Genomic DNA, 13,040 nt, shown 5'->3' with positions numbered 1-13,040 from the left:
GGGCAATAGAGGCACTCAAATGCGAGGTTTACGATTCGGAACCGGAAAGCATTTATCCGGTTCTCGACGAGAACAGCTACGAATGCCGGTTATCGAGTGCGACGTCGAGACGGCTCGAGAACGACTCGAGGACGCAGGTGTGACGGTCGAGTCCGGAAACACGGATCACGAACGATGGCGAGCGAGTCGCGGCGGCGCGACAGCCGTGGCCTACGACGACAAAGTCGTGATTCAGGGCGACAGTCCACGAGACATCGAGGCCATTCTGCGCGAGAGTGGCGGTCGCGCACACGTCTACTTCGACGGCGCCTGTCGCGGCAACCCCGGTCCTGCGGCGACCGGCTGGCTCATCGTGACGGGAGACGGTATCGTCGCCGAGGGTGGCGAACGGATCGGTACCGCGACGAACAACCAAGCCGAGTACGAGGCGTTGATCGAGGCACTCGAGGCCGCTCGCGAGTACGGCTACGACGAAATTCACGTACGCGGTGACTCAGAGTTGATCGTCAAGCAGGTTCGCGGCGAGTACAACACGAACAACCCCGAACTCCGCGAGAAACGCGTCACGGTCCACGAACTTCTCACCTCGTTCGACGAGTGGACCCTCGAGCACGTGCCGCGCGAGGTCAACGATCGCGCAGACGAGTTAGCTAACGAAGCCCTCGACGGACGCTGAGGCGAGAGCCGTCTGCAACTGTCCCACGCAATCCAGACCAGCACACCAAAACCACTCGAGTGCGTACCGACCGGTATGACCGACTCGAGCGAGGCCCATGCAGATTCCGCGTCCGACGTCGCGGCGGATCGAGACGAGCACGACCGGGACGAAGACGCCGAGTCAGACGAGAACTCGGAGCTTCCGGCCGGCGTCGTCGACGAAGCGGAGCGACTCACGCGACTCGAGCGTTCCGTCGCCGACGACGATGAAGCGCGAGCACACGCGACGCGGCGAGAAACGCTCCTCACCGAGCACGACTTCACGTCGCGGGTTCGCGAGGACGACGGTGAGGACGTGCTAGTTTTGCACCCGGACGAGTGGCACGACGACCAGGAAAATGTCATCCGAACCGACCGAATCGACGATACGTCCCGTGCCGTCGAACTCCCGCTCGAAGGGACGAGAGACCCCGACGATTGGGACGCGGTGGACGCGCACAATCGCACGCTCGTCGAACAGGTTCGATCGGAGTACGGCGACGTTCACGGCGACAACGTTGCTTCGCTCGCGGATTTCGTCGGTAATCACTACGCAAAACGGATCGAGGACCTCACCGACGAGGAACTCGAGGAGTTTCGAACGGAGTACTTCGTGCGAAACGTCTGGCCGTCCGAACGACAACGGGAGGCACTCGAGGAGTCACTCGAGTACGTGTACGAACAGGGTGGGGAATCGACCCCGGGCCCGCACGATCGGTAAAATTCTGGTGGAATTGACCGCGCGATTAGTAGCTGTTCTGGACGATTTCTTCGATTTCGGCCGCTCGGTCGTCGCCGGTGACGATTTTCGAGAGCGACCACTGAACGCCGTCGAGGACGGCGTCGTAGCCGTCGTCGGTGAGCGAGTACTGATTCGTTCGTTTGTCGAGTTCGCTCTTTTCGATGAGACCGAGTTCGACGAGTTCGTCGAGGTTCGGGTAGAGTCGTCCGTGATTTACTTCCGTTCCGTAGTAGTCCTCGAGTTCGCGTTTGATCGCCAGGCCGTACATCGGCTCTTTTGCGAGAATGACGAGGATGTTGTTCTGGAACGCAGTAAGTTCGCGTGCAATACTCTGTTCGCCGGTAATTGATTGTGCCTCTGACATACCTATGGTAATGTCATCAGACTATTTAAGACTTCCCAACCATTCCTTCATCAGTACCGATCTAACGGCCGTTGATCGGGTTTACGTCGGCGACTACTGGTGAATATCGTCGGGGTGTTGTCTTGTCGGTGTCCGATGACCTTCAGTTGCGATATGACACTCGATTACGAAAGTACTTTTTGATCGACCGCGGAGTGTGCAGTACATGGTCAACCTCTGGGAAGACCTCGAGACCGGACCGAACCCGCCCGAAGAGATCTACGCCGTCGTCGAGTGTCTCAAGGGTGAGCGAAACAAGTACGAGTACGACAAGGACGTGCCGGGCGTCGTCCTCGATCGGGTGCTTCACAGCAACGTTCACTACCCGAGCGACTACGGCTTCATCCCGCAGTCGTACTACGACGACGAGGATCCCTTCGACGTGCTGGTACTCGTCGAGGATCAGACGTTCCCCGGCTGCGTCATCGAAGCCCGTCCCGTTGCGCTGATGAAGATGGACGACGACGGCGAGCAAGACGACAAGGTCATCGCCGTTCCGAGCGAGGACCCGCGCTACGACCACATCGAGGACCTCGACGACATCACCCAACAACAACTCGACGAGATCGACGAGTTCTTCGCGACCTACAAGAATTTAGAGGAGGACAAGGAAGTCGAGACGCTCGGCTGGGAGGACAAACAGGCCGCCTACGACGCGATCGAACACGCACAGGATCTCTACGAAGAGAACTTCTCCTAACGCCGACCACGACCCTCGGCGGGTCCATTTTCGGTATCTCCACTCGATATAGATCAGCGCCGATTCTCGAGAGTTATCTCCACCGGCGTGGCTCATGCATTATGAGCATGGGTAATTTTATCCCCGCTGCGACCGAAACACGACTCGTTATGGCAGCAACCAACTCGTCCGCCCGATCGTCCGCTCCAGCAGACGACGCGGCCAAATCCGGCGTCGGAATGGCACACCTGACGGTCGTTCCGACGAACTTCGAGCCCCCAGAATCCGACGACCGCGAGGAGTAATTCGCGACGCTCCGAGCGGCGATTCCGACCCAGACTCGACGTCCGACGATTTCGACCCCCTCCCGCTCCGATCCCACCCCCTCTCACGAGAACGCGGCGACTCGAGCACTCGGTGATCACGTCACGTCACGTCAACGAGTGCCATCCCCTCTCAATACAGTGTTCCGAAACGAACCTTCTTGTATCCGGTTGAACTACGTCCGCCCATGGGTCTGTTCGACCGATTGCGGGGCGATGAAACGCCTCGAGTCGCATTTATCGGGATTGACGGCGTGCCGTACAGTCTCCTCTCGGAGAACGAAGAACTGTTTCCGAACGTCGCCGCGATCGCCGACGACGGGACGGCCGGCGAAATATCGAGTATCGTCCCGCCCGAATCCAGCGCCTGCTGGCCATCGTTGACCACCGGTAAGAATCCGGGAGAAACTGGTGTCTACGGCTTCCAGGATCGGGAGGTCGGCACCTACGATACGTACGTTCCGATGGGCAACGAGGTCCAGGCCGATCGCGTCTGGGATCGCGTCCAGGAGGAGGGACGGCGGGCGACGGTGATGAACGTCCCCGTCACGTTCCCACCGCAACGAAACGTCCAGCGGATGGTCTCCGGCTTTCTCTCGCCCGACCTCGAGAAGGCAGCGTATCCGGACGACGTTCGCGACTACCTCGAGTCACTCGACTACCGTATCGACGTCAACCCGAAACTCGGTCACGAGGCGGACAAAGGGGACTTCATCGAGGACGCTCACGCGACCCTCGACGCACGCTTCGAGGCGTTCGAACACTACATCGAGGAGGACGACTGGGACCTGTTCTTCGGCGTCTTCATGACGACCGACCGAGTCAACCACTTCCTCTTCAAGGACTACGAACGCGACGGAGAGTACAAGGACGACTTTATCGAGTTCTACCAAAAGGTCGACGACTACATCGGCCGATTGCGCGAGGCCTTGCCCGAGGACGTGACGATGATCGTCGCCTCCGATCACGGCTTTACGAGCCTCGACTACGAGGTCCACTTCAACGAGTGGCTTCGCGAGGAAGGGTGGCTCTCCTTCGACACCGACGAGCCACAGGAACTGGGCGACATCGCCGACGAGACCACAGCCTACTCGTTCATCCCCGGGCGGTTCTACATCAATCTCGAGGGCCGCGAGCCCCGCGGCAGCGTCTCCGAAGACGAGTACGACGACGTCCGCGACGAACTCAAAGCCGACCTCGAGGCACTCGAGGGGCCCGAGGGCAACCCGGTCGTCGACCGCGTCGTCGAGAAGGAAGCGGCGTTCCGGGGCGACCACGACGACATCGCGCCGGATCTCGTCGCGATTCCGAACAACGGCTTCGACCTCAAGTCCGGTTTCAAGGCCGATTCGGACGTCTTCACGACGGGTCCGCGAAACGGAATGCACAGCTTCGACGACACCTCGCTGTACATCGATCATCCCGACGCGACGATCGGCGACGCCGACCTCTTCGACATCACGCCGACTATCCTCGACCTCATGGACGTCGAGTACAGTCGCGGCGATTTCGACGGTGCGAGCCTGATCTAAGCGCCGCTCGATCGGTCGAGTTGACAAGACCGGGAAAGCTGATTTGTTTTCATCGCGCTGATAGACACGGTAGGCCGTGGTGAGCCACGGAGTGATTATGCGCTGGCGAATTTTTGCTCGAGGAATCGCACGAGGAGGTACGCCGCGAGCCGCTGGGTGCCCTCGGTCGGGTCGTACGTCGGCGCGACTTCCATCAGGTCTACCGCCCCGACGCTGTCTCGAGCGCCGAGGATGTCCATCACGGTGAGCGCTTCTCTGGCGGAGAGTCCGCCGGGAACGGGAGTTCCGGTGCCGGGTGCGACGGCCGGGTCGACGCCGTCGATGTCGAAGGTGACGTAGACGGCGTCGACGCCGTCGGCGGCCGCGTCGATCGCGTCGGTAACGACCGAACGGATCCCTCGCTCGCGCACGTCGGCCATCGTGAAGAGATTCAATCCGGACTCGTCGGCGAACTCGAAGAAGGCCGGACCCTCGTAGCCACGAATGCCGACGTGGCTCACGTTCTCGTACGCCGCGTACTCGGAGTCGGCGATGTGGTGGGTCGGCGAGCCGTGGAAGTGCTCGCCGAAGACGGCGCTCTCGCTGACGGTATCCGTATGCGCGTCGATCTGGACGAATCCGATACTGTCGGCGTCGATCCCCTCCGCGAAGCCCGTCACCGAGGGGTACGTACAGTAGTGGTCGCCGCCGAGTACCACCGGAAACGCCCGTTCGGCCGCCGTCGCGACGTGAGCCGTGATGCTCTCGGCCGTCGTCTCTCGATCCATCGGGAAGACTGGCACGTCGCCACAGTCCGCGACGGCGAACCGGGAGAAGTCGACTTGCTTCCCGCTGTCCATGTTCGTCAGGCCGCCCTTGTACCCCGAGAGGTACGCCCACCAGGCGCTGGCTCGTCGAATTGCCTCGGGACCGTATCGCGCGCCCGGACGGTTGCTGACCGCGCCGTCGTAGGGTGCGCCGAGCACCGCCACGTCGACGTCGTCGAGGTCGTCGACGCTGCGGGGGTCGCCTTTCAGGAACGTGTTGTGACCTGCGTAGGCCAGTTCGACGTCCGATCCAGTCGTCCGCTCGCGAAACGCCGACGCGGGGGATTCTTCGCTCATCGTTCCTCCTCCGCCTCGAGCGCCGAGCGGAGCGCGGCTACGATCCGCTCGAGTTGCGAGCGATCGATCGTCAGCGGCGGTTGAAGACGGATGACGTTCGAGTAGTAGCCGCCGACGCCGATGACGATGCCTTCCTCGCGGAGGTCGGCCGCGACGGACTTCGCCAATTTCGCGTCCGGTGCCGGTGCGACGCCTCGCGGCCCGTCGGTGGACGGATCGACGATCTCGAGGCCGTACATTAGTCCGAGTCCACGCGTGTCGCCGACGACGTCGAATTCGGACTCGAGTGCTGCGAGTTCGTCTTCCAGCCACGCACCCTGTTCGCGTGCGTTGTCGATAATCCCGTCCTGCAGTTCCTCGAGCGTCGCCAGCGCGGCCGCGCAGGCGACCGGATTCCCGCCGAAGGTCGAGAGGTGGTCTCCCGACTCGAAGGCGTCTGCGATCTCCTCGCGGGCGGTGAACGCGCCCAGCGGGAGGCCGTTGGCGATTCCCTTCGCCTGCGTGATGATGTCCGGAACGACGTCGAAGTGATCGACGGCCCAGAGTTCGCCGGTCCGACCGTAGCCGGTCTGGACCTCATCGGCGATCAACAGCGCGTCGTGCTCGTGGGCGATCTCTTGGACGCGCTCGAGCCAGCCCTCCGGCGGGACGATGATGCCCCCTTCGCCCATGACGGGTTCGACGACGATGGCTGCGAGGTCGTCTGCGGTGTGGGTGCCGATGACCCGTTCGACGTTCTCGGCGCAGGCAGCCGTACACGTCTCGCCCTCACAGGAGGGGCACCGATAGCCGTAGGGTGGCTCGACGTGTGAGACGTCGTTTATCGTCGGTGCCATGCCGTTCTTATAGGCCTTGTTGCCGGTCAACGCGAGGCTCCCGAGGGTTCGACCGTGGAACCCCATCTCGAGGGCCAGCACTTCCGTGCTGCCGGTGTACTTTCGGGCCAACTTGATCGCACCCTCGACGGCTTCGGTGCCGGAGTTACAGAAGAAGGACTTGGTGAGGTCACCCGGCGTTTCCGACGCGAGGCGTTCGGCGAGTTCCCCGACGGGGGCGTTCGGGTGGACGTACGAACAGCCGTGGACGAACTCGTCGAGTTGGTCTTTCGCCGCCTCGACGACGGCTTCGTTGTTGTGTCCGACGTTCGTCACCGAAATTCCGGAAAAGGCGTCGAGGTACTCGTTGCCGTCGAAATCCTCGAGCGTTTCACCCGACGCGCGTTTGATCGGCACGTTGAGGTTCTTCCAGATCGGTGTGAGATACGCGTCGTACTGGGCCGTTACTGCGTCGTTCGACCGTGACGTCTGCTCTGACATGGTGGAAAGGTATTGCCACCAACTTTGGCGTGCACCACCAAAAGTGTGGGGTACGTTTATTTCCCAGGACTGGACAGTACTCACCAATGGCCGACTCTCTCGATCGTCGATCGTACGATCTCTTGCGTCTCATCGCCGACCGCGAGCCGATCGGCAGCATTCGACTGGTGGAGTCCATGCAACAGCGAGGGTACTCGATCAAAGGACGAACCGTTCGCCTCGCGCTCTCCGATCTCGACGAACGCGGACTGACGGAGAAAGTTCCCGGAAAGGGACGCCGCCTCACCGACGACGGCCGAGCGGAACTCTCGAGAGGCGATATTCACGGTCGGCGCGAACAGGTGCGCGCACGAATTGCGACGCTGACGAGCCAGGTCACGTACGACCCGTTCGACGATACCGGCGAGGTCATCGCCTCTCGAGCGATCGTTCCGGGCGACCACGTCGACGACGCGCTCGAGACGCTCGCGGCACTCAGCGAAACACCGGTTGGACCCGTCCCGGTAGCGATCGAGCAGGGTGACGACGAGTATCGACTGCTCGTCCCGTCGAGTCTCACGCTCGACGGCGTTTTGCTCGCTCGCGGGATCAGAACGGACCTCGAGACGGCGGGGCTCGCGGAGTTCCACTCCGATCCGGACGCAGCGGAGAGCCCCGCGTCCACCGCCCCTCACGTCGGCACTCGAAACGGCGGGACCATCGTTCGCTACACCGACGCGATCAGCGGAAAGCAATCCACGATGGACGTCGTCTCCCTGTTGCTCGAGGCCGGTCGAACGACCACGAACCGGCTACTCGAGGGTGAGGATTCTGCCCTGCTGGTCGTCGACAACCGCGAAATTCCGCTCGCTCGCTACGAGGAGACGCGCGATATTTCGGACGCTGTTCGAAGCCGTCTCGGTGGCATACTCGATCTCCGACGCCCGCGAGCGAGCGGACCGTTCCCGCTCGAGACGCCGTCGTGGGATTTTGCCTCGCTCACGTACGGTGCGGGTGAAATTGCCCTCTCGGTACTCGTCGAGCGCTCGCTACCAACGTCGTTCGAAACGCTCGCCGGACTGACGGCTCGGAGCGAGTTCGAATCCGCTGCGAACGCGAGTCGCATGTGATGGTTTTCGGTAGTTTCGGTGCTCCAGATCGGTCGCCCGGTCACGAAACTCCTAAATAGCATTAGGTGGCATGGTGTTTCCATGACAGAGTTACTCATTGACGGCTCGATCGTCGCACTCTACTTCGCGGCGATGGTCGGCGTCGGGTACTGGGGGTACCGACAGTCGGAGTCGCTCGACGACTACTTCGTCGCCGGCCGGAACATCCCGCTGTGGATGTACATTCCGGTGATGTCGGCAGTTATTCTCGGCGGTGCGTCGACGGTCGGCGGTGGCGGACTCGGCTACGAACACGGGGTCTCCGGTGCCTGGCTCACTATCTGGCTCGGCGTCGGCGTCGCCGTGATCGGCGTGCTCATCTCCACCGACCTGGCGAACCTCGAGGCCTACACGATCGGCGACATTCTCGAGCGTCGATTCGACAAGTACTCCGGAACCGTCGGCGCGGCGATCGCGGGCGTCTACGCGCTGACGATCGCGATCACGCAGATCATCTCGATCGCGACGGCGCTCACGGCGCTCTTCGCGATCGACATGACGACGACGATTATCACCGCCGGCGTGATCGTGGTTGTCTACACCGCACTCGGCGGCATGCTGTCGGTGACGATTACCGACTTCGTTCAGTGGTTCATCATGACGATCGGGATCTTCCTGCTCGCGCTGCCGCTCGGTCTCGTCGAGGTCGGCGGCGTCTCGGGACTGAGTGCCGAACTCGAGCCCTCCTACTTCAGTCCCACCGGAATCGGCGTCTCGACGGTCGTGAGCTACTTCCTCCTGTACTGTCTGGGGATCATGATCGGCCAGGACATCTGGCAGCGCGTCTTCACGGCCGACAGTCCCGAAACCGCTCGTATCGGTAACATCGCGACCGGTGCGTACGCGATCTTCTACGGAATCGCGACGGCCGTCCTCGGCATGATCGCGTTGCTCCTGTTTCCGGGACTCGACAACCCCGACCTCGCACTCCCGATGATGGTCCTCGAGGTCATCCCCGTCGGTCTCTCGGGACTCATCCTCGCCGGGTTCATCTCCGCGATGATGTCGACCGCCGACTCGGCGCTGCTGGCCTCGAGCACCCTCTTCACGAACGACGTCTACAAGCGCTTCGTCGACGACGACGCTTCGGACGAGAAGTACACGCTGATCTCTCGACTGTTGATTCTCGTTCTCGGCGCGGGTGCGACCGCGACGGCCGTCTGGATCGGCGATGTCGTCAACGCGCTGACGCTCGCGTACAACCTGCTCGTCGGTTCGATCTTCGTTCCGATCTTCGGGGCGTTCTTCTGGAAGGGGGCGACCTGGCAGGGGGCGATCAGTTCGATCGTGGTCAGCAACGTCGCCGTCGTGGGAAGTATGGCGCTCTACGGCTTCGGATCCGACCTCCCGATCGTCACTGGACTGGGCGTCAGCCTCGTCTGCTTCGTCGTCGTCAGCTTTCTCACCGGGCCACCGTCCGGTAGAGAGGACACCGAGTGGATGGACACCGAGGCGACCGACCACTTCGACTAGCTCGTCCCCGTCGACGCCTTTTCCCGGGTGAATTCGAACTCGTTTTCCGACCGCAATGAGTTCGCTGTACTATCCAATGTCTCTCGAGGAAGTCATCCACGCTCGCGGTCACGAGCACGTTACAGCCGAGCACGCGAGCACGTTCGAGGTCACGACGGACGACTATCTCACCCCGGCGGGCGACTGCATTCTCGCGGTCGACGCCGACCGCGCGCCGACCGACTTCGACCCCGAATTCGTCGACGCCTGCCGGGACTCGGACGCGACGATCACGATCACGATCGAAGCTGGCGGCCACGCGGATTCCGTCACGGGCCGTGGCGATCCCGACCTCAAGTTGACCAACGAGCGGAGCATCGTCGGCCGGACGAGCGAGTACGTCGACGACCGAACGATCGTGAACGACGCCGAGTTCGCAGCCGAGGGCTTCGATCGAGAGCTCGTCGACGCGCTGGCCGACGGAGCCGAGGCGACGGTGACGATCAGCGTCGAGTGAACGGAGAACGGGCTCCGCCGTCGTTTTGTCTCGTGGACTCCAAGGACAGCTATGAGCGACGATTCCGAGCCGACGGCCAACATTAGCGGCGGCACGGCTGGCGGCGGCGTGGCCGTCGAGTTCGACCCCGCGAGCGCGGACACTCGCGCGGAAGAAATCGTCGACCGATTAGGCGAACGCTACTGGCAGAAGACCTACGGCGGACAGGACGCCTTCACCTGCCTCGTCCGCACGATCTTGAGTCAGAATACGAGCGACAAAGCGAGTCAGCCTGCCCACGACGCGTTGCTCGAGCGCTACGGTGGGGAGGGAGACCTCGCTGCGTCCCTCGCCACTGCCGAACGCTCCCAGCTCGCCGAAACGATCAGCGCCGCAGGGCTCTACAACCAGAAGTCCAAAATCATGATCGAGACGGCCGAGTGGGTGCTCGAGGCGTTCGGCTCCGCCGATGCCTTCGACGAGTACGTCACGGACGAGGCGCCGGAGACGGTTCGTGACACGCTTCTCTCCGTCCGCGGCGTCGGGCCGAAGACTGCCGACTGCGTCCTGCTCTTCGCGGGGGGCCGCCCCGGCGTTTTTCCCGTCGATACGCACGTCCACAGAATCTATCGCCGCCTCGGAATTGCGCCGGCCGACGCGGATCACGAAACCGTCAGGGAGGTCCTCGAGCGCGAGGTTCCCGCCCCAAAGTGTGGCTTCGCCCACACCGCGACGATCCAATTCGGCCGCGAGTACTGCACGGCCCGAAAACCGGCCTGTCTCGAGGATCCCGACGCCTGTCCGATGGGTGATCTGTGCGAGCAAGTCGGCGTCTACCCGGAGACGGACGACGTAATCGATCCGGCGGATGCGCCCGAGTGACCGGCGAAGAGTCGAATAGTCGAAGAGTCGGATAGTCGAATAATTGGGTCATCGGGTTGTCGGGTCGTCGGTTCGTCGCGTCGTCTATTCTCGAGGTCCCTTTTTGCACGCAGGCGTCCCTACGCGCCAGCGACGCTCCCGTCCGCGCCGATCATCGGGTTTAACCAACCGCACTTGATCTTCACAAACAATGGTTTCATTCACCGATGCAGAACGCGATGCGCTCTACAAGGCAATTTACGCGCGCCGGGACATTCGACGATTTCGGTCGGATCCGGTGCCCGAGAGCGTTCTCGATCGCCTCATTCAGGCCGCTCATCACGCCCCGAGCGTCGGCTTCTCTCAGCCGTGGGACTTGGTCATCGTCCGCGAGAACGAGACGAAAACGGAAATTGCCGAGATTGCCGAGCGAGCGATCGCTGCCGCTCGAGAGGGCTACGAGGAGCCGCGTCGATCCGAGTTTGCTCAGTTAAAACTCGAGGGCATCCGCGAGGCACCGATCAACATCTGCGTCACCTGCGATCCGACGCGGGGAGAACCCCACGTCCTCGGACGGAGTTCCATGCAAGAGACGGACGTCTACTCGACGTGTCTCGCCGTGCAGAACCTCTGGCTCGCGGCTCGAGCGGAGGGGGTGGGCGTCGGGTGGGTGAGCGTGCTCTATCCTGCAGAGGTACGAGAAGTATTGGAAATCCCGCCGCACATCGACCCGATTGCGTACCTCTGTCTCGGCTATCCGGAGGGCGACTTTCCCGAAGAACCCGTCCTCGAAACCGAAGGGTGGCGCGAACGACTCGAGGTGGACGAACTCGTCCACGAGGGGGCCTGGAGGGACGAGTGACCGTCCGAGCGGTGTGGCGGTGATTCCGCGTCTCGCTCGTCGCCTGCGCGCACGTCTCGGACGGAGACGGATGGGAGATGACTGTGGAACCGACGAGACCGATGGAACTGACGCCTGTGTCGGAGGAGTGACCGACTCATATCCATGATTGGGTTGGGGGATAGTCAATCGAGACGAACGCTCGAGTCGGCCTCGACCGACGGCAGTCGTCTGTCCACGTCATCGGAGTTCACAACGTCTTTATGTCGCCATCAAAGAAGAACCGGAGCACCAATGGCTGCAGACCCAGATGGGGTTGCAGAGACGAGCGAGACAGGTTCCGAATCAGTCGCCGACGCGTCGGCGATCTCGCGTCGAGGGCTGTTATCGGCGACGGCGGTCGGTTCGGCCACCGCGCTGGCGGGATGTGCGGAACTCTTCGGTGGGGACGAGGGGCTCCGCGTGATGGTCTGGAGCGGGAACTACGCTGACCGGTTCGAAGATGGGTTGGTGAGTCAGTGGGAGGCAGACCACGACACCGAGATCCAGATCGAACGCGGCTGGGACGGCGTCTTAGAGCAGATCCGAAACGCGCCCGAGGACGATCCGCCGTTCGACGTCACCGTCGCGGAGGGCAACTTCTACTACTACGGCCGTCAGGACGACCTCTTCGAGCCGATCGACCGAGACAATATCTCCAACGAAGACGAGATCATGGACTTCTTTACGGAGATTCGCGACCCCGAGTACGGGATGCCGGTCGACGGCGCGCCCTGTACGATCATCCACCGCGAGGACGCCGACGTCGACCCCGAAACGTGGGCCGACCTCTCCGGCGACACCGTCGCCGACAGCGAGGGCGTCGGCATCGACACCGGCTTCTGGTGGTACCCGATGTACGCCGCGGCGCTCGGGATGGGCGAGGAAGGTGAGGCCGAGGAGATGTACGACGATACCAATCACGAGGAGATCCTCGACGGCGTCGACGAGTGGGGCGTCGACGAGTGGGCCAGTTCCGGCGAGGACATCTGGCAGGCGTTCGACAACGAGGCGATCGACGTCGCACAGTGGTACTACGACCAGACGGCCTACGACATCGACGACGAAGACGGACTGACCCACACGATGCCCGAGCAGACGACGGGGTGGATCAACAACTGGTGTGTCGTCCGTGGCACCGACATGCAAGACGAAGCCGAGGAGTTCATCGACTTCCTGCTGGACGCCGAGGTCCAGTCGGAGTGGGCCGAAGACCACCCGATGATGTTCAGCAACGAGAACATCGAGTATCCAGAGGAACTCGAGAACGACCTCCCCACGACCGACGAGGAGGCTCGAAATGTCGCGTTCCCGGATTGGGAGTACCTCTCGGATTACGACGGCGAACTCTCCGAGGCGTTCGACAGTATGCAACACTCCTCATAGACAACTCGCACGGATTTCCATTT

General features: G+C 62.3%; 14 protein-coding genes. 11 read left to right on the top strand and 3 right to left on the bottom strand.

Annotation, left to right across the window (positions count from 1 at the left end):
• The first annotated feature begins 82 nt into the window (after nucleotides 1-82).
• Together rnhA and BB347_RS07390 are read left to right on the top strand one after the other, a co-directional pair.
• Nucleotides 83-676 (top strand): ribonuclease HI, encoded by a 594-nt coding sequence (rnhA, locus tag BB347_RS07395; RefSeq protein ID WP_076582374.1) that lies wholly within the window; start codon nucleotides 83-85, stop codon nucleotides 674-676.
• Between the two features lie 75 nt (nucleotides 677-751).
• Nucleotides 752-1,417 (top strand): DUF7108 family protein, encoded by a 666-nt coding sequence (locus tag BB347_RS07390; protein ID WP_076582373.1) that lies wholly within the window; start codon nucleotides 752-754, stop codon nucleotides 1,415-1,417.
• A gap of 25 nt (nucleotides 1,418-1,442) precedes the next feature.
• On the opposite strand, the gene BB347_RS07385 is transcribed toward BB347_RS07390, so the two are convergent.
• Nucleotides 1,443-1,802 carry a PadR family transcriptional regulator gene (locus BB347_RS07385; RefSeq protein ID WP_076582371.1) on the bottom strand — a complete coding sequence of 120 codons (360 nt, stop codon included), beginning with the start codon at nucleotides 1,800-1,802 and terminating at the stop codon, nucleotides 1,443-1,445.
• 205 nt (nucleotides 1,803-2,007) lie between these two features.
• Here BB347_RS07385 and BB347_RS07380 point away from each other — a divergent pair, with 205 nt between their 5' ends.
• From BB347_RS07380 to BB347_RS07375, 3 genes are all read left to right on the top strand, one after another.
• Complete coding sequence (locus tag BB347_RS07380; RefSeq protein WP_076582369.1) at nucleotides 2,008-2,541, top strand: inorganic diphosphatase; 534 nt, start codon at nucleotides 2,008-2,010, stop codon at nucleotides 2,539-2,541.
• 149 nt (nucleotides 2,542-2,690) lie between these two features.
• Nucleotides 2,691-2,825, top strand: coding sequence for a hypothetical protein (locus tag BB347_RS19780; protein WP_257787639.1), 135 nt, complete (start codon nucleotides 2,691-2,693; stop codon nucleotides 2,823-2,825).
• A gap of 206 nt (nucleotides 2,826-3,031) precedes the next feature.
• Nucleotides 3,032-4,375 carry an alkaline phosphatase family protein gene (locus BB347_RS07375; protein WP_076582368.1) on the top strand — a complete coding sequence of 448 codons (1,344 nt, stop codon included), beginning with the start codon at nucleotides 3,032-3,034 and terminating at the stop codon, nucleotides 4,373-4,375.
• Nucleotides 4,376-4,470: 95 nt separating this feature from the next.
• Here BB347_RS07375 and BB347_RS07370 read toward each other — a convergent pair whose 3' ends face one another.
• On the bottom strand, nucleotides 4,471-5,478 hold the full coding sequence (locus BB347_RS07370) for an agmatinase family protein (protein WP_076582366.1): 1,008 nt from the start codon (nucleotides 5,476-5,478) through the stop codon (nucleotides 4,471-4,473).
• A complete protein-coding gene (locus tag BB347_RS07365; RefSeq protein WP_076582365.1) occupies nucleotides 5,475-6,794 on the bottom strand; it encodes an aspartate aminotransferase family protein in 1,320 nt (439 codons plus the stop codon). The genes BB347_RS07370 and BB347_RS07365 overlap by 4 nt, the downstream gene beginning before the upstream one ends.
• An 86-nt stretch (nucleotides 6,795-6,880) precedes the next feature.
• Between BB347_RS07365 and BB347_RS07360 the strand changes: the two genes are divergently transcribed.
• The 6 genes from BB347_RS07360 (at nucleotide 6,881) to BB347_RS07335 (ending at nucleotide 13,017) form a co-directional block, all read left to right on the top strand.
• Nucleotides 6,881-7,903 (top strand): NrpR regulatory domain-containing protein, encoded by a 1,023-nt coding sequence (locus tag BB347_RS07360; RefSeq protein ID WP_076582363.1) that lies wholly within the window; start codon nucleotides 6,881-6,883, stop codon nucleotides 7,901-7,903.
• An 81-nt stretch (nucleotides 7,904-7,984) separates the two neighbouring features.
• Complete coding sequence (locus BB347_RS07355; RefSeq protein WP_076582362.1) at nucleotides 7,985-9,415, top strand: sodium:solute symporter; 1,431 nt, start codon at nucleotides 7,985-7,987, stop codon at nucleotides 9,413-9,415.
• A 76-nt stretch (nucleotides 9,416-9,491) separates the two neighbouring features.
• Nucleotides 9,492-9,911: a DUF371 domain-containing protein gene (locus BB347_RS07350; protein ID WP_076582530.1), complete on the top strand. Its 420-nt coding sequence runs from the start codon at nucleotides 9,492-9,494 to the stop codon at nucleotides 9,909-9,911.
• Between the two features lie 51 nt (nucleotides 9,912-9,962).
• Nucleotides 9,963-10,772, top strand: a complete 810-nt coding sequence (locus tag BB347_RS07345; protein ID WP_076582360.1) for an endonuclease III domain-containing protein — start codon at nucleotides 9,963-9,965, stop codon at nucleotides 10,770-10,772.
• A gap of 190 nt (nucleotides 10,773-10,962) precedes the next feature.
• Nucleotides 10,963-11,613, top strand: a complete 651-nt coding sequence (gene bluB / locus BB347_RS07340) for a 5,6-dimethylbenzimidazole synthase (RefSeq protein WP_076582359.1) — start codon at nucleotides 10,963-10,965, stop codon at nucleotides 11,611-11,613.
• A 273-nt stretch (nucleotides 11,614-11,886) separates the two neighbouring features.
• On the top strand, nucleotides 11,887-13,017 hold the full coding sequence (locus tag BB347_RS07335; RefSeq protein ID WP_076582357.1) for an ABC transporter substrate-binding protein: 1,131 nt from the start codon (nucleotides 11,887-11,889) through the stop codon (nucleotides 13,015-13,017).
• The last annotated feature ends 23 nt before the right edge of the window (nucleotides 13,018-13,040 follow it).

It is taken from the genome of Natronorubrum daqingense (assembly GCF_001971705.1).
Classification (GTDB): domain Archaea; phylum Halobacteriota; class Halobacteria; order Halobacteriales; family Natrialbaceae; genus Natronorubrum; species Natronorubrum daqingense.
The sequence above is the reverse complement of the archived record's forward strand: the minus strand, read 5'-3'. Positions and strand labels throughout refer to the sequence as shown.

Bases quoted from the DNA above. Each gene is read 5' to 3' on its own strand.
- rnhA (WP_076582374.1), top strand. From the start codon at position 83: ATGCCGGTTATCGAGTGCGACGTCGAGACGGCTCGAGAACGACTCGAG.
- BB347_RS07390 (WP_076582373.1), top strand. From the start codon at position 752: ATGACCGACTCGAGCGAGGCCCATGCAGATTCCGCGTCCGACGTCGCG.
- BB347_RS07385 (WP_076582371.1), bottom strand. From the start codon at position 1,802: ATGTCAGAGGCACAATCAATTACCGGCGAACAGAGTATTGCACGCGAA.
- BB347_RS07380 (WP_076582369.1), top strand. From the start codon at position 2,008: ATGGTCAACCTCTGGGAAGACCTCGAGACCGGACCGAACCCGCCCGAA.
- BB347_RS19780 (WP_257787639.1), top strand. From the start codon at position 2,691: ATGGCAGCAACCAACTCGTCCGCCCGATCGTCCGCTCCAGCAGACGAC.
- BB347_RS07375 (WP_076582368.1), top strand. From the start codon at position 3,032: ATGGGTCTGTTCGACCGATTGCGGGGCGATGAAACGCCTCGAGTCGCA.
- BB347_RS07370 (WP_076582366.1), bottom strand. From the start codon at position 5,478: ATGAGCGAAGAATCCCCCGCGTCGGCGTTTCGCGAGCGGACGACTGGA.
- BB347_RS07365 (WP_076582365.1), bottom strand. From the start codon at position 6,794: ATGTCAGAGCAGACGTCACGGTCGAACGACGCAGTAACGGCCCAGTAC.
- BB347_RS07360 (WP_076582363.1), top strand. From the start codon at position 6,881: ATGGCCGACTCTCTCGATCGTCGATCGTACGATCTCTTGCGTCTCATC.
- BB347_RS07355 (WP_076582362.1), top strand. From the start codon at position 7,985: ATGACAGAGTTACTCATTGACGGCTCGATCGTCGCACTCTACTTCGCG.
- BB347_RS07350 (WP_076582530.1), top strand. From the start codon at position 9,492: ATGTCTCTCGAGGAAGTCATCCACGCTCGCGGTCACGAGCACGTTACA.
- BB347_RS07345 (WP_076582360.1), top strand. From the start codon at position 9,963: ATGAGCGACGATTCCGAGCCGACGGCCAACATTAGCGGCGGCACGGCT.
- bluB (WP_076582359.1), top strand. From the start codon at position 10,963: ATGGTTTCATTCACCGATGCAGAACGCGATGCGCTCTACAAGGCAATT.
- BB347_RS07335 (WP_076582357.1), top strand. From the start codon at position 11,887: ATGGCTGCAGACCCAGATGGGGTTGCAGAGACGAGCGAGACAGGTTCC.